The 25969-nt window shown below is 39.5% G+C and carries 19 protein-coding genes; 16 read left to right on the top strand and 3 right to left on the bottom strand.

All coding sequences use genetic code 11. The annotated features are described in order from the left end of the window. Positions 1-96: 96 nt before the first annotated feature. The 8 genes from LCM10_RS04845 to dcm all read left to right on the top strand — a co-directional run bounded on the left by LCM10_RS04845 (position 97) and on the right by dcm (position 12770). Positions 97-3186, top strand: a complete 3090-nt coding sequence (locus tag LCM10_RS04845; protein WP_224875039.1) for a UvrD-helicase domain-containing protein — start codon at positions 97-99, stop codon at positions 3184-3186. A gap of 14 nt (positions 3187-3200) precedes the next feature. Further along, positions 3201-5885 (top strand): hypothetical protein, encoded by a 2685-nt coding sequence (locus tag LCM10_RS04840; RefSeq protein ID WP_224875038.1) that lies wholly within the window; start codon positions 3201-3203, stop codon positions 5883-5885. Beyond that, positions 5885-6073 (top strand): hypothetical protein, encoded by a 189-nt coding sequence (locus LCM10_RS04835; protein WP_224875037.1) that lies wholly within the window; start codon positions 5885-5887, stop codon positions 6071-6073. Before LCM10_RS04840 ends, LCM10_RS04835 begins: the two co-directional genes overlap by 1 nt. 13 nt (positions 6074-6086) lie before the next feature. Beyond that, a complete protein-coding gene (locus LCM10_RS04830; RefSeq protein ID WP_224875036.1) occupies positions 6087-7490 on the top strand; it encodes an ATP-dependent helicase in 1404 nt (467 codons plus the stop codon). Positions 7491-7693: 203 nt separating this feature from the next. After that, positions 7694-9640 (top strand): hypothetical protein, encoded by a 1947-nt coding sequence (locus LCM10_RS04825; RefSeq protein ID WP_224875035.1) that lies wholly within the window; start codon positions 7694-7696, stop codon positions 9638-9640. Beyond that, complete coding sequence (locus tag LCM10_RS04820) at positions 9630-10475, top strand: hypothetical protein (RefSeq protein ID WP_224875034.1); 846 nt, start codon at positions 9630-9632, stop codon at positions 10473-10475. Before LCM10_RS04825 ends, LCM10_RS04820 begins: the two co-directional genes overlap by 11 nt. Before the next feature lie 3 nt (positions 10476-10478). After that, a complete protein-coding gene (locus tag LCM10_RS04815) occupies positions 10479-11264 on the top strand; it encodes a DUF6339 family protein (protein ID WP_224875033.1) in 786 nt (261 codons plus the stop codon). Positions 11265-11507: 243 nt separating this feature from the next. Continuing rightward, positions 11508-12770 (top strand): DNA (cytosine-5-)-methyltransferase, encoded by a 1263-nt coding sequence (gene dcm, locus LCM10_RS04810; RefSeq protein ID WP_224875032.1) that lies wholly within the window; start codon positions 11508-11510, stop codon positions 12768-12770. A gap of 26 nt (positions 12771-12796) precedes the next feature. Here the strand turns inward: dcm and LCM10_RS04805 are convergent, their stop codons facing one another. Both LCM10_RS04805 and LCM10_RS04800 read right to left on the bottom strand, forming a co-directional pair. Continuing rightward, complete coding sequence (locus LCM10_RS04805) at positions 12797-13231, bottom strand: very short patch repair endonuclease (protein ID WP_224875031.1); 435 nt, start codon at positions 13229-13231, stop codon at positions 12797-12799. Between the two features lie 134 nt (positions 13232-13365). Further along, positions 13366-14739, bottom strand: coding sequence for a Sau3AI family type II restriction endonuclease (locus LCM10_RS04800; RefSeq protein ID WP_224875030.1), 1374 nt, complete (start codon positions 14737-14739; stop codon positions 13366-13368). A 134-nt stretch (positions 14740-14873) separates the two neighbouring features. On the opposite strand from LCM10_RS04800, the gene LCM10_RS04795 reads away from it, so the two are divergent. The 4 genes from LCM10_RS04795 (at position 14874) to LCM10_RS04780 (ending at position 21049) form a co-directional block, all read left to right on the top strand. After that, complete coding sequence (locus tag LCM10_RS04795; RefSeq protein ID WP_224875029.1) at positions 14874-15662, top strand: BglII/BstYI family type II restriction endonuclease; 789 nt, start codon at positions 14874-14876, stop codon at positions 15660-15662. 295 nt (positions 15663-15957) lie between these two features. Beyond that, a complete protein-coding gene (locus LCM10_RS04790; protein ID WP_224875028.1) occupies positions 15958-18183 on the top strand; it encodes an McrB family protein in 2226 nt (741 codons plus the stop codon). Positions 18184-18187: 4 nt separating this feature from the next. Further along, entirely contained in the window at positions 18188-19627 is a 1440-nt protein-coding gene (locus LCM10_RS04785; RefSeq protein WP_224875027.1) for a DUF2357 domain-containing protein, read from the top strand. Between the two features lie 999 nt (positions 19628-20626). Continuing rightward, on the top strand, positions 20627-21049 hold the full coding sequence (locus tag LCM10_RS04780; RefSeq protein WP_224875026.1) for a hypothetical protein: 423 nt from the start codon (positions 20627-20629) through the stop codon (positions 21047-21049). 407 nt (positions 21050-21456) lie between these two features. On the opposite strand, the gene LCM10_RS04775 is transcribed toward LCM10_RS04780, so the two are convergent. Next, positions 21457-22176, bottom strand: a complete 720-nt coding sequence (locus LCM10_RS04775) for a hypothetical protein (protein ID WP_224875025.1) — start codon at positions 22174-22176, stop codon at positions 21457-21459. Between the two features lie 701 nt (positions 22177-22877). On the opposite strand from LCM10_RS04775, the gene LCM10_RS04770 reads away from it, so the two are divergent. From LCM10_RS04770 to LCM10_RS04755, 4 genes are read left to right on the top strand one after another with little or no spacing between them, the layout of a single operon-like run. Next, positions 22878-23729, top strand: a complete 852-nt coding sequence (locus tag LCM10_RS04770) for a hypothetical protein (protein WP_224875024.1) — start codon at positions 22878-22880, stop codon at positions 23727-23729. Then, positions 23719-24027, top strand: coding sequence for a replicative helicase loader/inhibitor (locus tag LCM10_RS04765; RefSeq protein ID WP_224875023.1), 309 nt, complete (start codon positions 23719-23721; stop codon positions 24025-24027). The genes LCM10_RS04770 and LCM10_RS04765 overlap by 11 nt, the downstream gene beginning before the upstream one ends. After that, positions 23978-25303 (top strand): replicative DNA helicase, encoded by a 1326-nt coding sequence (locus LCM10_RS04760; RefSeq protein WP_224875022.1) that lies wholly within the window; start codon positions 23978-23980, stop codon positions 25301-25303. The genes LCM10_RS04765 and LCM10_RS04760 overlap by 50 nt, the downstream gene beginning before the upstream one ends. Further along, positions 25287-25703, top strand: coding sequence for a hypothetical protein (locus LCM10_RS04755; RefSeq protein WP_224875021.1), 417 nt, complete (start codon positions 25287-25289; stop codon positions 25701-25703). Before LCM10_RS04760 ends, LCM10_RS04755 begins: the two co-directional genes overlap by 17 nt. The last annotated feature ends 266 nt before the right edge of the window (positions 25704-25969 follow it).

The raw sequence follows: 25969 nt of genomic DNA, 5'->3' as shown, positions 1-25969 counted from the left end.
GTTTCTTCTTCTTGGAAGGGTTAGCAAACTAATTCAAACATGATTTTTCCCTTTTTCTGAAAAATAACCAATTTTTATGACTATTTTGATATAATTATGTCTAAAGTAGGAATTTTGCAGAAGTTGGTGAAAATTGTGTTAGGAAAGTTTATTTCAACCTATGTTAAGGATAAAAAAGGTAGTAAAGCAGAGCATCTCGTATGGGACGCAGTTAAGGCTTCTTTTCATAATAGGGAGTCTATCGCATATTTGAATTATCCTATTTTTTCTGCTGATTTCATGAGTAGGAAAGAACCTGATATCTTATTGATTGATAAAGAATTAGGGGCTATCATCATAGAAGTCAAAGGGATTACGATTGATAATCTCGTCTCCATTCAAGGTCATAAATGGCTCTATAAAGATTTTTACATAGATGAGGGGAGTCCTTATCAACAAGCGGAACAGCAAATGTATGGTCTGGTTGAACGCTTGAAAGAGCAAAGAGGATTCAATCCGAATTATTCAAAACGGATTGTAGTCGCGCTTCCTTATATTACGAGGGAAGAGTGGGAAGAGAAAGGCTTTCATTTACTGCCAAGTGCCCCTAAAGTACTATTAAAGGATGATATCCAAAATAAAAAAACCCTGGAAATAATTCAGTCCACATATTTGTCAATATCCTCGGTTCCAATGAGTACTTCAGAATGGGAATCGATGGTCGGATTTATTTCCGGTGTGGAAAAGAAGGAAAAGGATATTGGAGAAGATCTAATTAAGTACTCATACTTATATATTGCCGCCACTAAAGATAGGCTATGGGAAGATATACCTTACGTGAAAACCTTATTGGAAAAAGGTAAAAAGGTCATTATCTTGTCATCTTTTGAGAAATCGGCAACATGGTTCCCGAATGAATTTTTTTCTAAATATGAAGAGGCCTATTTGTTTCAATATTATGTAGCGAAAAAAGATTATAAAATCGATGAACCTGTCGAAGTGGTTGATGGTGAAGGTATAGATGATTTGTTTGGTCATGAGTGGTTCACACTATTCCCATCGTTCAATGAAGGGCAATACCGAATTGAACATGCAGCAGTCGATTCCAATCTGGCGATCACCGCTGGAGCCGGTACAGGGAAGACGACTGTCATGATTCAAAGGATTATGTACCTTATTTCCATGAACCCAGAACTATCGCTTAAAGATATTGTTATGATAACGTTTACACGAGATTCGGCGCAGGAAATGAAAAAAAGGTTAAAAGAGGAGCTTCTCTCGCGTTATTATATTACGAATCTACCTAAATATCTGGAATTTGCAGAAGAATTAAAGGAAATGAATATAAGCACCATTCATTCCTTTGCAAAGTCCTTGATTCAGGAACTAGGATTTGTACTGGGATTCGGTCGCAATGTAAAACTGAAGAGCTACACTATGAAGCGCAGAGGAATCGTCGAAAAAGTACTAAATGAGTATGTAGGGAATACACCTGTGGAGGCCTTAGGTTTTGATGGATTTCGCCATTATGAGCTCGTAAGGATTATTGAATCCTTTTGGGATGAAATCGAAAGTAAAGGTTTAAATATTAATCAAATTGTGTCTCTTCATTGGGGAAGTGCAAAATCAGAGCAAGACCAACATTTCAATGAACTATTTAAATATGTGTTTCCTCGTGTCGAAAAAGACTTTGATGATCTGAAGAAAGAAGAAAATTCAATCACAATAGGGGACCTTGTAAGGAAAATCAGTCAAATCAGTATGGAGAAGGCTGAATCCCTACATGAATTATCGGACAAAATGAAATTTCTTTTTGTTGATGAATTTCAGGACAGTGATGACGTGCAAATCAAACTTGTCGCCCAAATAGCACAGGTTTTGAACACAAGACTGTTTGTTGTGGGCGATATTAAGCAATCAATCTATCGATTCAGGGGAGCGGATTATACTGCATTTGAACAATTGCAAAAACAGGTGAATGAAGGTTTTCATGAAGAGCCGCTTCAAATAAACTACCGGACTTCGAAAGGGATATTGGAAAAAATCGATGGCTTTTTCCAACAATGGGCACTGGATGATCATTTGAATTATGGAGAAAAAGATAGGCTCATAGGTAATGAGCATTCCACTTTTGCTAGCAATGAATTTAAGTTAGTTAAATATAATAAATGGGCAGATGAATTAAGAGATAAATTAATGAAAGAAATTGTCCATGCTCAGGAGCTCATTAAAAAACAATCGCCTAAGTCAAAAAAGAAAAAAATTGCCCTGCTGGTAAGGACGAATAACCAGGCAAAGCGAGTACAAAAATGGTGTGAAGATTACCGTTTTGTCACAGAATTGAATGTGGGGGGAACATTTTTTAATAGCCCCGCAGTAAAAGATTTTTATACCCTTATTGAGGCACTCTTGTATCCAAACTACTCGAAAAGTGTCCTCAATGCATTGGCAACACCATTCTTTGAAGCCGATGTGTTGCTGGATAATCTTGTCCCTTTTGAGGGGGATAACAATAGAATTATGGATTACCTTAGAAAAGAACATAGCTTAAAAGAACAGTTCGAAGACTATGTAAGCCAACTCAGAATCAAGCCTGTATTTGCAGTCATCAGGAATTTCTTATCAAGGGATATACATCAGCGTCTGTATTCTATGGAACTTAAGCGTTTTGCAGAAGAGCCTGATGAAACAGAAAAGCTAAAAATCAAGCAAGGTGTAAAGCAATATCAAAAAAATCTTAACCATTTAATGAACTTGTTACATCAACAATTCGATAGCACAAATGCCACTTTATACGGGATGTTTACATGGTTGGGGATTAATATAAAAACAAACCGTAATGAGGATGAGCCCCGAGTGGAAAAAGTGGAAAGTGAAGACATCATAGAAATAGTAACCGTCCACAAGTCAAAAGGTCTTGAATACCATACAGTCATCATTCCTTTCACCGATCAAATTTTTGATTTTGAACGGGATGAAATGCTTTTTGATGACGAACGGAAAGAAGTCGGATGGTTTATCAAGAAGAGTGCAAGTCGCAATCAAAACCATAATGATTTGAACGACATGGAATCTGAAGAAATCGTAAAAGAAGAAACACGGTTGTTATATGTTGCCATGACACGTTGTAGGGAGAGACTCCTTATTTTTGTGCCAAATAAACCACTGGATCAGACATGGTCGATGCAGCTGGGCAAGTTTTATTAGGGAGGGCAGTTGATATGAATTGTAAGGTACTTACCTACAATCATCCACGAAAATTAGATGAGTTGGATGCTTTTAAACAACATGTGAATTGTTTGCACATATGTGCAACGAAAAATATGAGGGACGGTGTATTTGAACGTTATCAAAAGGGTAAAGGCCAACCTTTTATCACTGCGCCAATCATCACTTCAAGTACTTTTATCCGATTCATATTACCAGGGTGGTCCAGTGCTGAGACGAAACTAAAACAATACCTTCTACTATCAGAAGCGCTGAATAATGTTATATCGAGGGATTCCGAGTATTATTCATCTTTTAGACGTAACCAAATCGAGGTACTGGATACTATCCGATTATTGGAATTGTCAGGAGTCACACCGGATGATTTTGATGAAGAATGGAATCTGTCCGATAAAGAACAGGTTTTCATCAATGTATGGAAGGAGCTTGTAGGTCAAGGTGATTTCAGGCAAATCAGAAGAATCGGTATGTCTCCAATAAAAAAGGATATGGAGAAAAATAAAGCAACTCTATTTTCATTAATCGAACAAGAGTATGGGGACGAAGATATTGAGTTAATCAACAAAATGTTTTCACTTGATACCCTCGTTTTGCATGGGTTTTACTTCTTGACATCAGAGCAGCAACGGATTTTTCAAATGCTGAAGAAGGCGGGAGTCAACATCATCTTTCTTAATTTGTATGACGAACGTTATCCAAAAACCTTTTCCTTTATTTCTGATTTCATCAGCAAGAGGCACGGTTGGATAGATATTGATGATTGGAATAAAGGTGGCTCTTACCTTGGAGAGCCGACGATTGCAGATAAATTCTTATCAGACTTTGAAGGAAAACCCATGAAGACTTTCAGAACGCAAGATGTGCTCGTAACAGACTATGAAGATTTTTATTCATTCTTAACGGATTTTGAGCATACTCAAAGAGAAGAAGGGGAGAAGAAAACATTTATCGCACCGAATGCACAGACTCTAAACAATAGATTGGTTGAATATTATCCAGAACTATTTAAGAAAAAGAGACGCTTGCTTTCGTATCCTATCGGTCAGTATATGTTCCATTTACACCAGATGTGGGATGAACGGAGTAAATGTTTAGCAATCACTGAAAGTGGAATCTTCGAGTGTTTTTCATCAGGTTGGTTATACGACAAGGAAACTAATAAAAACGCTAGGGATTTCACAAAAGAACTTGGGGATTTACTCCCATTCTTCAAAGGTTGTGAGACTATCCATGATTGGCTGGAAAGGGCAACTCTTCTGAAGGAGATTCAAGAAGATGTTTTGTCTGTATTTGAAAACGATATCGGTAACCGCTTCCATAAAATGATGGAAAGTCCTTTTAAACGTATTTCTCATTTTTCAATGAAGGAACCTGATGTCTCACAGGTCATCAGTTTCATAGAAAAATTATTCCAAGTTGCCGGATCACTTTTCGGAGTTGGAGGAAATAGAGTTTCATTGACAGAACACTTCAAAAAATTACGCCATTTGGTATTCGATGCAAATCCCCATTTGGAAAAGGAGATTCAACAGGAAGAAAGGATTTTGGTGGAAGAGCTGAAAAAGACACTGCAAACTGCGCCGACAGTTGAAATGTTTCATATAGATGACATCAGTTCTGCGATAAGTTTGTATTTATCTGGAAATTTGAATAGTGACCATGATGAGGATATGGTTATTCGTCCGTTCATCGAAATGGATGGAGAAGCATTCAAAGAGAACAGAATCACGCATGTGACCGGTCTCGATGAAAATAGTTTACCTTATAACGAATATCAGCTCCCATGGCCGCTGAAAGAGCAGACATTCAGGGCGTTGGCAGAAATTAATATCCCGCTCTCCTTTCAAGCATTAAGAAATCGACATGTGAAAGGGATTACGAGGTACTTAATGTATAATCTCCTTCAATTCTCCCATGAAATTGAACTTTCCTGGATGGTTCAGTATGAGGATAAGGATAATCTGGATAAAGCAATTTATCTAAGTCAATTGGGATTGACTCCTAACAAGGAAAAGAACTCACTTGAAAATGATTTTTTGTATGAGCCATTGGAAAGGTCAGTCAGCAAGGAAGAACTAGATACATTCCTCGCATATCCTGTAGATGCCTTGGCTGAGTTCGAGTTCTGTCCACGTCGTTTTTACTATAGTTACATCACAGAGGAATTTAGTACGTTTGATAGTGAGTTCATACATGAATTCATGTATGGTAACCTCTTGAAGTCAGTTCAGGCACTGATCGGAAGGAAAGGTACTGAAGAAATGGTGAAGAGAGATGTAGATAAGCTTTTCCCATACTGGACGGATTTCAAGCTCAACCTCATGGCAGATGAAAATCTACGGTATTCAGATTGGGCTAGAAAGCATTATGGAGGACACCTGCCTTATGGAAAAGAAAATGAATATAGTAACCTCAGAAAATTGTTTTTATTCCCGGCACTTCAAAATCAAAATGTTGATGACGATAGTAAAGAGACTGCAAATAGAATTAAAAAACTGTATGATAAGCCGGAAACCATCATACCTGATCTAAGGGAAGAATTTGAATACCAATTGAACAACCACCCAATCCAAATGGAAGCAAAGCCAAGCATGAAGTGCCGCTTTTGTCCCCATAATGCCTTTTGCCCTGAAGCACATCATCCCGTTGATGATGAAGAAAGGAGAAAATCAGGCTGATGAGCATCTGGAGTAAGGTAGCCGATGAATGGTGTATCCAAAACGTAGTAGATAGGGAGAAAATTAATAAAACCGTTGAATATCAGATTGATAAAGTCCAATCGGTGATAAAAGAGAGTAAAGGCGTCCCGTCAGCTATGGATGCAATTTATTCGGAAGATGATGACGATGACGATGATTTTTGGTAAGGAGAATTGAATTATGACCATTGAAGCTATTGCACATGATTTAACTGAAAAGCAAAGGGAAGTAGTGGATTATGAGGGGGAGGAACTCCTTATAAAAGGCATTGCCGGAAGTGGGAAGACCACGGTCCTTTTAAACAAAGCAAGAAAAATGATTAAAAAGGACCCAGCAATAAAGATTGGCCTCTTCACTTATAATAAAACACTTAGTACTTATGCTAAATATATTGCGGAACAAATTGGACCGGATAATCTCCATGTCTATAACTTTCATAGTTGGGCATTCCAACCGTTAAGGCAGGTTGGCAATATAAAATGGGTCAAGGTTGCGAATACAAAAGATAGGAAAAGATACCTTCAACAATCAATAAAAGAGAGTTCATCCAAACAACACCGATTCATTAAAGATGATAAATTCCAAGACTTCCTTTTAGAAGAAATCTCTTGGATAAAAGGGAAGGCGATTCTGACGTCTTCAGACTATAAAGATGCTTCACGTTCAGGTCGCGGTGGGGATGTCCGTGTAACAAAAAAAGATAGGGACGTCATTTTCAGTATTTATGTAGGATATGAAGCAAACAAGAAGAAAGATGGAAGACTGGATTATGATGACTATGGATTAATGATTTATCAGAATAAAGGAAAGCTCAGTGATCAATATAAATTTGATTGCGTTATGGTGGATGAGGCTCAGGATTTACAGCAAATCCAACTTAAGTTACTCCGTTATATCGCAAAGGATAGGTTTGTCGTTGCAGCTGATAAAGGTCAGAAAATCTATAAGACATCTTTTTCTTGGAAGGAAATCGGGATAAATATCCTAGGGGGACGTACAAAGGTTCTGCAAAATTCATTCCGTTCTACGAAGCAGATCATCCAGATGGCCAACAGCTTGCAGCAGCACGACTCAATCATAGACGATGAAGAGTATGTCCAACCTGTCCTGCCGGAATATTCAGGGCCGATGCCGGATGTATTTGAATGCAGTTCCAAGAAAGAACAGGATGCGGCTGTCATTGAAACAATCAAAAAGTTGAGAAGAGAGGAACCAGAAAAAACAATTGGAATCCTCTCTAAAGAATGGAAATCGACTAAAAGGTTTTATTATAGCTTACAAGCAGAAGGAATCCCTCATGAATTCATCGAAAAAGAAAAAGGTAATGCACATACACCTGGTGTGAAACTTACCAGTTTCCATTCAGCTAAAGGCCTTGAGTTTGACTATGTCATCATCATAGATCTTATTGATGAAATAGCAGACAAAGATATTCAGGATGATGAATACCTGGAAGTAGAGCGACGTTTGCTCTATGTTTCAATAACACGAGCAAAGACATATTTGCAGCTTTATTATTACGGTAAGCCTTCCGTGTTTATTGGTGAAATTGAAGAGCAGTTTTATAATAAACATATAATTTAATGTAATGGCAATTTTGAGGGGATGGACTTCGGTATGCTTAATTTAGCATAGCGATGTACCAGTTCCCTTTTTAAAATATACCTAAAAGTTACTCATTTGAATAAGTTGCAGTTTATCTTAAATGAATGCCGAATTTAGTAGAATAATTGTAATGATTATTTATCAGACATTACAAAAAAAACATTAAAGAAATGGGGATTATCATGAACAAGTTTTGGAATTTTCCAGCAGCAACTGGTGGTATGATAAATTCCATCAATAATGCCGGAATGGAGACATTCAGGGGAAATGCTCTGGATGCGTTGACGCGTGAAATTTGCCAGAATTCCTTGGATGCAATAAAGAATCAAGAGGAACCGGTAGTTGTTGAATTCAGTAGTTTTTCTGCAGATATGGACATCTTTCCGAATAGACGGGAAATGCTTGAGATATTCAAGCAATGTGAGGACACCTGGAAGGACCGGAACCAAAAGAGTGAAGATTTCATAAAAGATGCCCTTGAAATTCTGGATAGAGAAAAAATCAATGTTCTAAGAATAAGTGATTTTAACACAAAAGGATTGGAAGGTGCTGAAGATGGGGAACTTGGTTCGCCATGGAGCTCACTTGTGAAGGAAGCGGGTTCTTCCAATAAAGGTGAAAGTTCCGGGGGAAGTTTCGGTATTGGGAAGTCGGCTCCGTTCTTGAACTCCAAGCTGCGAACATTGTTTTATTCATCTGTGGACATCACTGGTTATGAATCGCATATTGGTGTGGCCAACATCATGTCATTCAGGAAGGATAATGATCAAATCACCCTGGGGAATGGTTACTACACAAATAACGATAAATCAAAAGCCATTCCTGGCCAACTCTCTTTAGAAGAACAATTTGTAAGGGAAGAGACAGGCACTGATATATATGTAATGGCTTTTGAACCTGGCCGGCAATGGGAAAGTGAAGTCATAAAGTCGATTCTTTTTAATTTTTTCATAACGGTGTATAACCAGAAGCTCATTGTAAGAATCAATGATTTTGAAATCAATAAATCAAATATCCAAGAACTTATCTATGACTTGGAAGACAATGAAGAGAACCGGATACTTAAGAACTATTTCAATCTATTGATTTCAGAAAAGACAATCAAAATAGAATATCCTGCAAAAAAATATAAAGCCGGTATACACTTCGAGGAAGGTGAGGCGACCCTTTTTCTGTTGAATGGTGAAGATTTGAACAGAAGGGTACTTATGACAAGGAAGACCGGCATGAGGTTATTTGAACAGAAGAATATAAGTGGAAGTATCTCTTTTACAGGTCTACTGATGATAACGGGCAATCAAATGAATAATATATTCAAACAAATGGAAAACCCTGCCCACAACGAATGGTCACCGGACAGATATGAAAAAAATCCAAAGTTGGCTAACGCCATTTATTCCGATTTAAGGAAGTTCATGAGGCAATCCGTAAAAGAATACTTCCAGGAACAAGTGACAGACAGCATGGATGCTGTCGGTTTAAGTGACTTCCTCCCAAATAAAAATATGATTTCCGATACTGGAGCGAATAAAACGGAATCATTGAATTCTAAAATCAAATCACTTGTCACGAAAGAAAAAAAGGAAGAACCAAAGCGTAAAACTTCCCGAAGACGGAATAGTACTGAAGAACAGGATTTCGAAGAGCAACTTTCTGGTGAATATGGGATCACTTCCACAGGTGAAGAAGGTGGGAATGGTGACGGATCCCATGGAGAAGGTGGAAATGCAGGAGGTGGTTCAACCAATCCAGGTGGTCAGAATGAACTGAATCCTGATAGAGATGGTGATTCAGATAAGAAGAAAGAACGCAAGCCAAATAAAAACCCCATTTCAATCGAGCAGAAGTATGTTCCTACTGAAAGGAAGAACGGAAAATATAAATTTTTCATCTCTTCCAAAAAGCCTATGGAGCGAGGCAAACTCGTCTTCAAGGTAATCGGGGAACAAAGCGATTATGATTTACCGATCAAAACTGCCTCTACAGATGATCAGGGCGTTGTAGTGGAGAAGGTCGAATCGAATGCTGTTTATATAGGGTCCGTCCCTGCACACGCAGGGTTCAAGGTGGATGTGGAAATCGATTACTATGATTATTGCGTGATGGAGGTAGAGCTTTATGAAGATTAATCCCTCTTACCCTTACCCGGTCTTATATATGAATAATGACGACTACATAGGGACTAACTTCCATGTAAAGATGGGAATCCGGGATTCTTTTGGTCAGGTTCAAATCACAGCTGAATTTATCCTTGATAACGAACCAATCAGAAAAATGATTGAAGATGGAACTTGTGTTTATTTAATTCATGTCGAATGTCCACAGACAAGTTTCAGGAAAGCTTATAAGGGGATGAACGACAAACTGGAAATCACTGTTCCTTCGAATCAATTAAGAGGGAAGATTACCATTCATTCTTTTATCATCGCGAATAAAAATATCGATCATTATACCAATGAATTTTTGAATGACTGGTATCAAGAAGTGCCAATCAGCTTTGAAAAGGGGAATTTCATCGCAATCGGGGAAGCAATCGAGACAACATTATTTGAAGATGATACCGAATTATTAAATTTGCCTTCTATCGTCACAGTTACGAAATCATTGAAAAATGATTATATGGATGTGGATCTGCATTCCAACAACATTACAATACAACTACCTGAAAAGGAATATAAGCTCTACGCTTCCAGTGCTCATTCCACACTTAAAAGCACAATTCTTTCTACAGTTATTGTTCCATCCTTGGTCTATGTGTTCTCTAAAGTCAGGGAAAAAAGTGGGGACTTGGAAGAGTATACCTGGTATCAAGTTTTGGAGAAAATCTTTGCAGAGAATGATTATAACCTTGAAGATGTTGGCTCAGATAAACTTTCTCCACTTAAAGCTGCACAAATAATTTTGAGGAATCCGCTGAAGACCAGCTTTGAAGAAATAGAAAGATTGAACAGGATGGAGGATTAGACCTTGAAATTAAAATTTATATCTGATGAATGCCTGATGGATTTACGGAGTAATTTCGATGCATATAAGTCATATTACTATAATCAAGATCATCTTTGGTTTGATGAGTATTTCAGCTCGGAGGGAAGAGTGATTGACTCGAATATCTCCTTTGAGGAACCGGAGATGAATCGGGATGAAGATTTTGCAATAAGCGATTTGGAGAACGTGAAAGTAATTTATGAATCTTTGAAACATCTAACTGTCTCACAAGCTACACAGGAAAGGTTGTGGGCCGGGCTGTCACACTTACAACTAAGGGACTTTTCATTTTACAGATTAAAGAAAGACTTTGAAAATGAAAATGATAAGAGGATCAACACATCTTTATTTTTCAAGAATGGTAATAAGCGATCTTTATTTGTACATATACTTGCTCGTTTATGGTGGGTGGGTTATATGACTTATGACGAATCCTCTGAAAATGAACCATATAGACTGACGGAATTCTTTTGCGAAAAGGACTTCTCGGCACGATGTGTTGTTTTCTTTTCCAGTAATTTTACATCAAACAAGAACATCACGAGGGGGATATTGAAATCCTTGTTAAAACTCAAAGAATGTGGAGTCTCCATTAAACGCGATCATTTTGTTCAGGCAACTAAATACCTTAATGTTGTCGGAGGGGCCATGATACTGGATATGTTGAATGTGGATGAAGTCGAAGAGATGATAGATAAGTATTTATGTAGATATTTCAAGTTGGATAGGAATGAAATTGTTCAGGAGCAGACTTACGGGATGAATTGAACAATTGCTAATGAATAATTCAAGAACGGCTTCCTGAATCCAGGGAGCCGTGTTCTTTTATCATCACTCTAACTCTTTTCAAAATATACCTATAAAGGCCAGTCCTATTTCTGTTATAATAAATGTTTGTAGCACATTATGATATCAATTGTATTTTTGCTATTTTACAAGTGAAAATAGTTGATCTTTTGTACAAACTTTATTATAATGAAATTAAGAAAATAACCGAAAGGATGTTCGGTCATGATAAATGTAATTGAATTATTTGCCGGTGTCGGAGGATTCCGTTTAGGTTTGGAAGGTGCTGGCGGTTTCGATGTTGTATGGGGGAACCAATGGGAGCCTTCAAAGAAAGCCCAGCATGCATTCGACTGTTATGCACGGCGATTCGAAGGTAAAGGTGAACACTCCAATGAAGATATAAGCACCGTTGATGGTGAGAATTTCAAGAACCAGGATATCGATATGATCGTTGGTGGATTCCCATGCCAGGATTATTCAGTGGCAAGGAGTTTGAACGGGGAAAAAGGTCTTCAAGGCAAGAAAGGGGTCCTCTTTTGGGAAATCACCCGCCTGATGAGGGAGACCAGTCCTAAATATGTTCTGCTGGAAAATGTGGATAGATTGCTGAAATCCCCTTCCAAGCAGCGCGGAAGGGATTTCTCCATCATGTTGGCAAGCCTTCGGGACTTGGGATATTCAGTGGAGTGGAGAGTCATCAATGCGGCTGAATATGGACAAGCCCAGAGAAGAAGGAGGGTATTCATCTTTGCCACGAAGAATGAAACCCCGTATGTCGACAATAGAAGAGGCTTTGATGAAACCCAGATGATACACCAGAAAGGATTCTTTGCGAAGGCATTTCCGGTTAAGGAAGGTATATCTGAAAAGAAAAAGCCTCAATCTTTCATCATGAAGAAGGATCTTGTGGAGATTTCAGATGAATTTTCGATGAATTACTATAATGCCGGCATCATGAGGGATGATCTGGTCTATACGGAAGAAGTCACACCAGTGGAAGAATCACCGACTCCATTGAAGGATATCCTTCAGTCAGATGTTGACGAAAAATATTACCTGTCTGAAGCGGCGGTTGAAAAGTTCACGTATCTGAAGGGTCCCAAAAGAATTGAAAGGACGTCAGCTACGGGTCATAAATATACTTTTTCCGAGGGAGGCATGGCTTTCCCAGAGCCGTTGGACAAGCCAGGCAGGACGATGTTAACGAGCGAAGGCACTGTCAATCGAAGCACTCATGTGGTGGAAGATCCACAGACAAAGAGGCTGCGCATCCTGACACCGGTCGAATGTGAACGCCTGAATGGATTCCCGGATGAGTGGACGGAAGGGATGACGGACAGGATGAGGTATTTCTGTATGGGGAATGCATTGGTCGTCGGTTTGATAGAGCGTATGGGAAGAAGAATAACAGAAATAGAGCAGGAAAATATCGATGGGAATCAAGTTGAACTTGATTTGGTATTTTCAGAAACGGATGCACAATAATAAGTAAAGGGCTCTCCTGGATGAATTCAGGTGAGCCCTTCATAGTATGCAGATTTTGCTTCATCAATGAAGTCGCATATTTTCTTTAGGGCAATTTCGAATTCCTTACGTATTTCATGTTCCCACAGACGAAGGATATGCCAGCCCTTTCCCTTATAATAATCCGTCACTTCTTCGTCGCGTTCTTTGTTCCTGGTCAATTTATTTGTCCAGAACTCGACATTGGATTTAGGTATTTTGCCGTGAATCGGGCAAAGGTGCCAAAAGCAAGAGTCGATGAAGATCACTAATTTATACTTTTTTATAGCGATATCGGGTGTGCCTTTTAATGACCTTACATTTCTCCGTATCCTATAACCACGTCTCCACAGTTCCTTTGTAACCAGGTCTTCCAATTTAGAAACTGCTTTGATGGACCCCATAATCCTGCTTCTTTCCTCTGTTGTTTTTGGGTTCTTCATATTAACGAACTCCTTTTTAAGATATATGTATATACTACCTAGCTTATGGAAGAGTTAAACATCGTATCCAAAAAGGGTTCGATAGCTAGTAAGGATAAGTGAAAAGCCACAAGAGTGCTCTTGTGGCTTCTGTTTTATCTTTCATCCAAAATCATTTGTATGTAGTCTTTATCCAACCAATAACCCTGTTTGGTAATCCATTGGCCGTCAGGAAGCAATATTTTATCGTCACCATCCTGGGCTTTTGATCTTACATGACAAATTCGATTGAACTTGGAGCCAGGGAGATTGTTATTTACCCGATTACTTTTAGGCACGAGCTCGACTCCTTCTCTAACAACCCTGCGTGTCTCAGCCCATAATTCATATAATTCGTTTTCAATTGTTCCTTGAGGCATGTTCCAAAGCTTGATTCCTTCGAAATAAGGGATTCGCTTTACTCCTTTTTGATATTTTTCAGTGAATCTGAATACCAAGAAGAGATACTTTTGCTCTGAGAACATGTTGAACAATTCGCTATCTTCCCAATCTTCTTCTAATAAAGTATCAAAATCGATGTTTGTAAATGACATGTGTTCACGTATCTTTCCATCCGGTTCACGGCGTATGGTTTTGAACTTGATGTTCGCTTTTGAAAATTCTTCGATTTGATCGATATCATTCTTGCTGACACCGAGTAATTTTGTCATCAAATGTGGGATCATGGACTTATTACCAGGATTATATTTTATACCTGCTTCCTTGCATAATACATCCACACTTTTCCCATAGTGAGGCATGAATCTCTCATTTAGGATTTCATCCAGCGTCTTATCACTCAGTTCCCCCGGTTTTGTAATTGACTCCATGTGCTCTGGAGTGATGTATTTACGAATCAAGCCGGTCATGTACGAGGCTTTTAGTGAAAAAGCACGTTGTTTAGCCTCGATTGACGAAAAAGGCTGCTGTCGGACGCTTGTTTTATTGACGCCTTTGGTACAAGCAGACAAATACATTGTATCTGCTTCCGATATCAAGTGGGCTTCCCCATTCCTGATTTTAGTCACGATGGTTTCCCAGTCCCGACGCATTACCGCCAGGTCTTCCTCTGAAAACTCGTTCAGGAATGCTTTGAAGATACGGTAATCATTGATTTGTATATCCGGATCGTGCTTATAAAGCATGATCAGCATCTTGGCTGCCTTGCTCATGAAGGAGGATGTTTCAAAAGTCAGTTTATACTCTTTCATGTAATCGATTATATTGAGGACGAGTCGTTCCTTGGCTGAATATGTACCATTTTTATTTCGCTTGAAAGGGGTGACCTTCAGTTCCACGCCCAAGTTTTCGAAATCTGGTTTGGATGTCGAGTTTATTTCATAGCCGAAATAACTTTCCTCGATTATATTTCCTAATGTACCTTTTGATTTTAGATTTTTGATTCTGCCGGTGTTATCAATCTCTCCAAAAGTCTTTCCTTCTGCCAATCTTGCTTTCTCCATCAGTTCATCGATAGTATCATAAAGCATTTTAAAACTCCTTTAATAAAAAATTGAACTATTGAATTAATCTTACTAGAAAAGTAAATTTATGTATATATACCTATGGAGTAATGTAGTAGAATGATATCGAAATGAAATTTTAGTATCTAAAGGAGAACAAAATGGCATTACTGAAACCACTAGAGGCAAAAGCATGGAATAAAAGAACTACGGGCGATATCTTCATTACTGACAATGAATATTTTCATCGTAATGCAAATTATTTTGTGAATGCAAACCCATCTTTCAAGCATGAGGTTTTTTCTTCACTGAATAGTAGACTATCAAATTTAGATTTTTCAACAAAAAAGCACAAATCGAAAAAACTTTATTATCCAAGAATCACAGCTGGTTCACTAAACTCAGCTATAAAAAAACAATTGGACAATCACATTTCTGATTTGAAATTCGAAGTCACCTTTGAAGAAGGGGTTTTTTATTACGCAACCAGTAAGAAAGTTAAAGGCTTTGATTTTGCAAAATATGATGATACCCTTAACATTAAAAATTTCCACAATTACTGTTTCGGTAGAAGGGGTATAATTGATGGATTCTCATTATGGGACACAGAACTGTCTAAGAGAGCAGACTGGAAAACTCTCGCTTCACTTGAAGGACTTCCAGACCAATCATTTGAAGGTATAGATATTGTAGCTAAAAAAGAAAAACCTATAATAATTGGGGAACTACAGTTTGGTAATTGGGCATTACTATATTATGATTTATTCAAAGCCATCCATATAGAACGTTTCATGGCAATTGATGCATTGATTTATGTGGTGGCAGACGGGAATTTGGCAGATTATATTAGTGATGGTACGGTGAATTTTGAAAAAGCTAGAAGAGCTATTGATCAATATACAAATCTGATAAATGTTCCAATATGGCTGATAGGGATTGATATACGTTAAATATGGGATTGTGGAGTGGCGGTTCCCACTTTACAATTAGTTGCAAAATAAGTCGATTCTAATTGGAATCGGCTTTTATAATGAACATAACCAGGCAAATGTCATCATCCTAATATTTGGTTACATATAGTGATCGAATTTATCCCTTTTAGGATGATGTAAGCTTGTTTAAACAGAAATTGTGGAACCACGATAAATTTTTAACTGGGTCGTCATTTATTATCTTTTATATGGACAATATTGGTTCCAAGTATGCTAGTCTGATACTAATTACAATAAATAAGCGGGTGAATGAATGCTAAACCTTACATACTATCAATCTCTATTTAACGAAGACAATACCGAAATCAGATGCCGCCGGGTACTGGATGAGGTGGCTCCTTCTGTGAAGGAAGTGTTTGAACGATTTATCAAGACGACGGATATTCCTATAGGGGAAGAGTATTATATCCGGGGTTACGATACCACGTTGACGACGACTTATCATGATTCTAGGAATCCTGCACATGCCGAGAAGAAAAAGAACTCGGATATCGGCAGGAAATATTTTGTTGGACTGTATAAGAAAACGGGCGACAAAGAGACAAATCTATTGATGCTGGAACTGAACGGGATCGATCAATCCCTTTTGATCCATGCAGAAGTAAGCTTCATCCCGTTTTGGTCGTGGTTGAGAAGCGGAGAGATTAAGCAGGTGCTCCATACGATTCCAGAAAGTTACTCCATTCTGACGGGATGGAGAGAAAAATCAAGTGTAGGCAAGCATGACATAGAGGATTTTATTAAAAGCTGTATTAAACCTCGGAAGAGACCTTCATTCCAATTAGGGAAGACACTCCCTCTTGAAGGAAAGATGGATGAGTATGAATTGAATGGTTACCTAGAAGAAGTTTGGGGTGGTTTATCCGAGTTCAGAAACTTACTCCTGCAGGAAATTGAGATTGGTCAAAAGGCAATGACGGCATTGCAGCAGCTCTCAGTCGTTCGTGACATAGAAGAAACTAGGCTGCTCGGCCGTACTTATTCCGTGGAAATATCATCGGTGGAAAATTACAAATCCCAAGGAAAGCGGCAAGCTTTTCAAATAAACGATGGGGACCAGATGATCACAAAGGGACATATCGATTTCCTTGATTATCATGACAAGAATTCTCCGTATCAGACAATCGTCGTGAAGGCTGCCGGGGGCAACCAGATCTTTACGAATGCACGTGAAATTCTTGGCTATGGATCGAAGGAGTGGTGGATCAAGAAACTCTTTGCCACACAAAAAATGGATAACCAGGAAATCAAGACACTCGCAATGGACTTATTGGAGGAGCATGGCATTAAGGTTGATGATCATTCTTACTGTGTTGGAACGTATGATAATGAGAGCCAGACTTTCGAGGAAGGTGCACATCAGGTGAAAAAGAATTTCATCGATTCTGCCCTCCTGTTTGCACATGCCCGTCAAGCAGTGGAGCTTCCTACAGTAAATGAAGAGTCTGAGATCGTATCAGAAGAAAGCGAAAATGATACGGAAAGCCTTGACCCTAACTTCCGGTTTACAGAGATTTATGAAATGATCGATAATAGCCAATTTACATTCTCTAAATCCATCGTGAGAGATCTTCACCTTAACCTGACCGCACTTGACGACAAACATTTTGTCGTACTCAGCGGAATTTCAGGCACAGGAAAGACCCAGCTTTGCCGTCTATATGCGAATGCTGTCTACGGATTGGAATATGAGAGTGATAACCCATATTTCAGCATTATCCCCGTGCGACCTGATTGGACGGATGCAAGTTCCTTGTTTGGTTATTACAGCTCGTTTGAAAAACGCTATGTGAAGACGGAGTTTCTGAACGTGATTTTGAATGCGTTGAAAGAACGTGAGAAACCTCATTTTATTCTGCTGGACGAAATGAACTTGGCGCGCGTTGAGTACTACTTGAGCGACTATTTAAGTGCGGTGGAATCGAGGAAGGAAATCCCGCTTCACCAGGATGACCATGTAACGGATGTTCCGCAAAAACTATTGATTCCACCTAATGTCTATATCTTAGGGACAATCAATGTCGATGAGACGACGCACTCCATCTCTGATAAGGTGCTGGATCGTGCGTTTGTCATGACGTTGTCGGACGTCGATTTCACTTCATTCTGGGAAAGAGTGGACCGTGATATGAAAGAGGCGATGAATCAGGAATTCCATCTGCTGCAGGAATTGCACACGACACTGGCCCGTCATGAACTCCATTTCGGCTATCGGACGATGGGGGAAATGCTGCAGAAGCTTTATGCCAATCATCAGCTTGGCTTTGATGATGCAATGGATTCTTCGGAAGCTTTGGATGGAGTGATTGCGGAGAAGGTCCTCACAAAGATCAGAGGAGATGAGCGGATTTCCGATATGCTTCAAGAACTGAGTGATTGGTTGTCACGTAAGTTGGAAGGAAGCTCAGTCTCGTTGAATCATGTGAAACGGATGCAAGGGGAGCTGGAGTATTATGGTGCCACACAGTTCTGGAGATAATGGTTTGGAAATTTGGGTCTATTCGAGTGGATGGGTTCCATTTCAAGAGGCGTATCTGATCGAGGGTACAGAATATAAGCTTCGATATAAGGGTGAAGGCATCGATTTACGAGTGCAAGGAATGCCAATCCCATTCTATAAAGAGGGAGATACGTTCCTATCTCAATTGATGACTCCTTTTCAAAGTGGATCCATACAGGTTTATCTAAATGGGAACGAATTCGATACTTATATCCATCCTGATTCCCGTAAAATGACGGAACAACAATTCGATGTCATGATTGAAGACATCCTGAACGAAAGTAACAGCTGTTTTCAATTAAGCGGGTTGGAGCGGGGAGTCAACGCCTCTGGAAGGAAGAGGGGAGCATCCTGGACGCAGTGGATGTATATAGAAAGGTCGTTTCATGAACTTCGCCAAATTTTTGACCGGATTGAAAAACAACCGTTCCGAAGGCTGGTCAAACTTCCAATCAATCAGAGAAGGGAAAAAGTGCAACGTGTGGAACAAGCAACCCTCCATTGGCTTGATAAGCGTGGATACGGTGATGATGTCCCACTCAATGTAGAAACAACCAAAACCTTCGAATCACTGGATGTGTATGAAAATCAAGTACTGAAGAAGCAGTTGTTCGATTTAAGTAATCTTCTCAGGATATACGCCATTGTCGAAAGGGTCGATGTTTCCAGGAAAGCTGCTGCATTACAGAGGATCGTCATTCGATGGATGAATTCTCCTTTCCTCAAAGAGGTATCCATGCATCAAGGGGTCTACTCCATTACTCAAAAGTTCAGGAAACACCCCATCTACCGGAAGTGGTATCAATGGTTTGAACAGCTATTCAGTCATGATCAAGAGGGCATCGGGTTCGACTATCCCATTGCCATGAAAGACACGTTTGAATTATATGAAATGTGGTGCTTCATGAAGATTGTGAAGGTCTTGAGAGAGAAGAATCTGATTGGGGATAGCAAGGGGCTATACAAAACAACGGAGAATGGCCTCTTTCTTGACCTGGCACAGAACCATGAAAGCAAGATAAACCTGCGGGGCGGCATGAAACTATATTTCCAGAGAAACTATCAGTATAATTCGAAGGAATTCCACACGTACACCCAAAGGATGATACCTGATATCGTGTTGGAAATGGGTAACGAAATCATCGTGTTCGATCCCAAGTATCGAGTACCAGGGAATCTTGGGACGGCTCTGGGTGAAATGCATAAATACCGCGATGGGATCGTGCATAGAGAAACAGGTGAAAAAGCGGTCCGCGAAGTGTATATCTTGACCCCGACCTCTGAAGAGTCTGCAGAAGGTATGAGGTTCTTTCAGGGAGAATTTCAAGAAGCGTACAAGATGGGGGCAATTCAGATGGTGCCTGGAGTGGAGAGTGGGCAGTTAGTGGATGGTTTGAGTCGGATGTTGTTTGGTGTGAATTAAGGTGAGGAGTAGAGTGGGACGATTGCCACTCTGCTTTTAGTTTTTTGTAGAAGGGACAGGTGCTGCCTTCCTAGCAGAAACTGTCCCTCTGATTTACTTAATAATGTTCCTCCATAAACTCCTTTACATCATCATCTTCTTCCAAAGGCCTAAACGGCTCCCAAATAAATTGCCTAAGAATTGGGGCATGTAGAGCTGTTATTTAATTCAGTAAAAAAGCAGATTGAAGTTTTGCAGGATGATGAATTGTTAGATACGGTTCCGTTAAATACTTTACAAAAGCAACCAGCTTGCGCAGGCTTTTAAACTTATTAAGGAATCACTTTTTAACCAATAGCATTTGATGGAAGAGGCTTGCATATATTCATAAGCCTCTTTTTTAATGGTGAAGGATAAAAATGTATAGGTTATAATTGGAAATAAGAATGGTAAGGAGCTCCAAAGGAAGATGATATTGAGGGGAAATAAGTTGTATGGATCGTAGAGGGGGAATAAATTTGAAATAAAATACTCACATAAATAATCATGTGGGATATGTAGAATCAAAAAATTTATCTTATGCACGAGACTATATTTTGAACCAAATAAAAAGTAGATATCCGCACTTAACTGTAACTAAAGGAAGTAGGAAATTAGAAGGAAAACTAATAATTTCAAATGGTGAACACACTATTAGAGTATTAATAAAGAAATCTCGTTCTCACAGGTAAAGGAAGGGTATCCAAATGGTTGGTTTACAGTCGATCGAGAGGCTATTGATTCGTTCGGATTATATGTATTTGATATCACATATAAAGGGGAATTAAATACAATTCTACTTAGTCCTGAACGATTTAAAAAATGGGCAAATGCCAAGGGATAAACTTCCCCAAGAATTCATTTCTATATGAATAAGTTAAATGGTCAGTGGATTGATGATAGAGATAATGTAAACTATGTTTTTACCTCAGCCGCAGAAAACTGGGAAGTAATTGAAGAGATATTGTAAAGGAGAAATATATGCACTTTAAGATTGACAGTTTTGTTTTACAGGAAAGTATTAAAGAATTAACTGAAGGATTAATTAATGCAAAAACAGATACAGAAGCATGCAATTTATTAGTTAACGTTAATTCCATTGGAGAGCTAAATAAAGTTAAAGCTTTTATTAATTGTCAAAAGAAAGAAATTGGGAATAATTTTTCAGCTTTTGCTATTTTTATATCAGTTTTTGCTTTACTTTTACCTGCATTAGAAAAATTACTTAATAACTCTAATTTTGCTTTCATCATACTTAGTCTTTCATTATCTCTCGGATTTGGTCTAGTAATCTTTAGGGAGGGAATTCCTTTTATTAATAAGACTAATGAGTATAACAGTAAAATAGATTATATTGTATATCTAATTAATGAAGAAATTTCTAGTAGAGATAGTTCAGCATAAGTGTTTACTAAAGTAATTCGATCTAAGGGGAGGAAACGCTTTGCAGGAAACTCTTATTAAAGCAGATGATTACATAACACTTTAGGGGATTATGATAGTATGGGCAACATCAAATTTAACTCAGAATATAGCTCTTCATATATTATTATTTATTGCTATTTTAATTTGTTAATAATTAACAGTAAGATAGTTTTTTGATATAATTAAAGATAGCATTAAGGATTTCGCGACAAAAAATATTGTTTATAAAAAGGGGCGTAATATGAAAAGTAATAGATCTAATAATAATAGTACTAGCCAAAATAGAACAATAAATGTATCTTCTCCTAGACCTATTGGGATAGCACCCGGAAGGAATATCAGATCTGGAGAGAGACCATCATATCAAGCTCCAACGCCACCTAAACCTAAGTAATAATCTTAGGTTTAGGTTTTTTAACGTTTAATTCATTTATAATTAGACCTGACTTTGTATCTATGTAGGATTTCTTTATTTCGTAATTGAAATATTCGTGTGATTCACCCCAGCCTTTTGAAGAATCGATAATTAATGACTTCTCAGTTTCAAAAGGACGGGACATTCTAATAACTGGCCCACAGATTCTATCTTGTGGTTTATCTAGTTTATAAATTTCAACAACCAGCTGTTCTTCCTTTTGTTCCTCTAACCTATAAAAGAAACTTTCCCAAACCGTAGGGTCTTCTGCAAGTTTTATAATCTTTCTATTAATACGAACTTTATTAATAATATTTAATACTTCCCGATAAAGATAATTTGCCCATATTAGTGCAGTAAAGAAACTAAATACTGAACTAAGAATTAAATAATAAAATAGAAAGATAAGATTGTTAGAGAGATCATTCAGATCGCTTAGATTTACAATAACTGTTAAATTTAAAAAGGATAAGTCTACCTTCCACAAATTTAATATAAAACTAATTAGCATGAACAATAAATCATAAATGATAACGGTAAAAAAAGTGGTGGGTGCCCATAGTAAAGCTGTTAAACCAACCATTTCAGTAGGAGTATGTTTTACTACTGGATTAATTCCAAATAATTGTAGCCAGAAATAAGTGATTAAACCGGGTAAAGAAAATATGATTAATGATATAAGTTGATCCATTTTAATCTCCCTATGTTCATTTGGATAAAAAAATTTGAAGCAAATACCTCAATGTTGTTTGATTAAATTAGCAGATACTAATTAAAACTTTAATGTGAAAAGATGTTAAATCATGTATCTTATCTGTTTAATTTCCAATTTTTCATCCATTACTGTAATTTTAATCATCTATAAATATACACCATTAATAGTAATAAATGGAACTTGTTTTTGAGGTTGATAATTTTAGATTGAAGCGCCGGGGAAAGCAAGGATGCATGGGGACGGTTCTCTTGTTTCCTTTTGCGTAATTGTGATAGGGTATATCACTCTCATGAAATAACTTTTTTCGCTAGTCTATGATCTGTTTGCCTGCCAGAAATTTAGGCATAATAGTGCTTCAAAAAGTATTGCGTTAGGCTGATTAGCGAAGAGAAGAACTAGTCCAATAAGAAGCAACTTCTTAAAGGACTTCCTCATGAATATATCCATAAGTGGTAAAGAGCAATCTCGGCATACAGTGCCGGGGTTGCTCTTTTTGCTATGGGTTCAGGGTGTCTTTACAGAAGGCCATTTTGCTTAATGACTTGCACTCAGTAACACCAATTGATCTCGAATTAAATCATTTGGGAAAGAAATATAAATTTTTTTCACTCAGGGGTATCCTTTTCACAACTCTATCACTATATAGAAGATGAATAAGAAATAAGGAGTGATGTGGAATGTCATTGATTGGGTGGACGAAGTTTGATAGAAGCATTTTGGAGTCGAGGGTGTTCTGTCACCCGGAGGATGTGCGGATTTATTTGTGGATTTTGAATCATGCGATGGTGAAGGATGGTGTTGTGGTGGGTGACCGGGTATTGAAGAAGGGGCAGTATGTGCATTCGATTGGTGAGCTTCAGGACAAGCTTTGGTTTTATAACGGGAAGAAGAAGGAGACGTTTAGTTCGTCAAGGATTCAGCGATCGATCAAGCGGCTGGAGAAGGAAGGACTGTTCACTGCAGAGAAGTTCAGGAGCGGGTATTTGTTTACGGTGAGGGAGGCAAGGGACCCTGTGAGGGATCCGCAGACTGTGGATATTACATTGAATGAAGAGGATATGACCGATACAAACCGGCACGAAGGGGATGCCGGCATCATTTTGCCTCCGCGATGTGAATCAGCAACGGAGGACGAGCGGGACAGAAGCGGTAACAGAAATAAGAATGTAAAGAACGTAGAGAACGAAAAGAAAAAAACACTCACCACCCTAACGAATACTTTGGCAGATAGATTGACGCTCATCACGGAGCATTTCCTGGTGAGGAGGGGAGGAAGCTTTTCGCTGTCACCGATCGATCAGATGGCGCTTGAGAAGATCAGCTTGCATGAGATGTCGGTGGACGAACTGAAGGCGTTCATGGATGAGCAGTTTGAGAAAATCAAGGTGCATGAGCCGAACGCCACGATTCATAGTCCGAAGTATTTGCTGAAAGCCTTGGAGAGCCGGGAGTCGCCGGAAAAAAGGATGGCGGAGCTTGATGCCATGCTTGACCGGCTGGAAGAGAGTTTGAACGATTATGACGAATAAGGAGTTCAAGGAGCTTATGAATATGCTGTATCTGGCGTATCCGGCAAAGAAGCTGCCGGAAACAACGATGAATCTATGGTTCGGACTGCTTAAGGAATGTGAGTATCAAGAGGTGAAAAGACGGCTGGACGACCATATCAAACAGCACAAATATATCCCGAGTGTTTCTCAGATTTATGTGAGTCCTGAGACGGAAACGATGGTGCTTGACATGCTGGGGGAATGGGAGAAGGAGGGGGTGGAACGGCTTGAACACATTGAGCGATGGAACGGACATAAGAAACCTTGGGAGCGATGAAGCGGTCTTACGGCTGCTGCATGAAGCAGAGAGTATGATTCTCGGGGCTGTGCTGCTCGAAGAGGACCGGATCCACCAGCTAGGCCTCGAGACAAAGCACTTCACCCAGTCAAGGAACCGGATTGTGTTCGCGGCAATGAAGGAGCTGCAGAAGAAGAATGTCGAGATCAACCCGGTGACGCTTGTCGAAGAACTGCAGGACCAAACCGAGAATGCAGGGGGCGTCACTTATCTTCTGGAGCTCGCGGCCCATTGTCCGTCGATTGCAAATCTCGGCTATTACGAGAAGATCGTGATGAAATACTATGACCTGAGTCTGATCCGGAATTCGGCCAACCATTTTTTGAATGATTACACCCCGGAATCTGCACAAGATCTGTACAAGGTGCTCATCGAGATGCATAGCGAACAGCGTCATGATGAGGAGACGAAAGAGAGTATCATCATGGAACTCTATGAATCTCTTTATGAGGAGCGGAAGGGGATGCCGGGAGTGAATACCGGGTTTCCTGCGCTGAACGGGCTGACGGGAGGCTGGAAGGAAGGCGAACTCATCATCCTCGCGGCACGCCCTTCGATGGGGAAGACGGCGCTCGCGATCCAGCTCGCATGGGAGTGCACAAACAAAGAGGGGGTGTCACTCCTCTTTTCCCTCGAGATGAGCTCGAAGCAAATCATGCAGCGGCTGCTCTGTAATCTGTCCGACATCAATATGATGAAATGGCATAACCCGTATAAATACTTATCGAAGGAGGAAATGCCGCGGATGCAGGAAGCGTTGAACGCGGTCTACAAAGCGAACCTGCAGCTCTCGGAAAACGGATTGATCACGCTAATGGAAATCAGGCAGCGGATTTTGAATCTTAAGCGGGAGTATCCAACTCAACCGTTTTTGGTGGTGATCGATTACTTACAGCTCATCAACGTGAAAGAGCGGTTTGACCGGCATGATTTGATGATCGGGCATATCACAAAGCAGCTTAAGAGCATGGCCAAGGAATTCGGGATCCCGATCATCCTGCTGTCCCAGCTATCGCGGGGCGTGGAATCCAGGGATGACAAGAGACCGAGGCTTTCGGATCTTCGTGACTCCGGGAACATCGAGCAGGATGCGGACATTGTCTTGTTTTTATATCGAGATGAGTATTACAACAGTGCATCTGACGCGGGGGATGTAGTGGAAGTGAAAGTGGCGAAAAACCGGAACGGCCCGGTGGGGACGGTGAAGCTGCGGTTTAAGAAGGAGTGCGGACGGTTTAGTGGGAACGGGAAGTGAAGCGGGACGAGGGGACAGGTTCATTGTCCCGGTTTGGTCGGGAGCGCGTTGTGGGGACAGGAACGTTGACCCGGTTGGAGTGGTTTATTTTTATAAAAAAGATGGGGAGATGATGGGGATGTTTATGACGAAAGCTGCGGTTGAGGCGGGGGATTCTTTTTTAGAAGAAGGCAGGAAGATGTATCGGTTGTTGATCGACTTGATGGGGGCAGCGGATGTGAGGGAGGATGGGCTGGGGTTCCTGAGCTATGGTGAGATATGGCGGGCTTGCTGTGTGCGGGGGATGTTCTTGTTACATAAAGAGGGGTTTGCGGTGATGGATGGGTTGACGTGGATGGAGGAGGAAGGGATTTTGAGGAGGGAGAGGGTGACTGGGGGGAGTTGGTTTTATGTAAAATAACTACCAAATAATTCTTCCCTGCCTATGAGTCAGTAAAATCAAAGAAAGAAACGGTAGAGTTTAGTGCTAACCAAATTAATTTAAATTTACCCTTTTCCGCTAAAGCGAGCGTTAATTCAAGAAGGATTAACGTCTTTTTCTATAGAGTTACTTATTGAACCAACAGGGCAGGCTATTGGAAGAAGAACGTTATGAACGAGAATCGTGGCCTGAACCAAGTACACTGAAGTATTAACGAACTGGGGTCATGCCCCGCCTTTTGGGGA

It is taken from the genome of Rossellomorea aquimaris (genome assembly GCF_020171925.1).
GTDB lineage: Bacteria > Bacillota > Bacilli > Bacillales > Bacillaceae_B > Rossellomorea > Rossellomorea aquimaris_F.
Note: the sequence above shows the minus strand (reverse complement) of the source record. Positions and strands in the feature narration are given on the sequence as shown.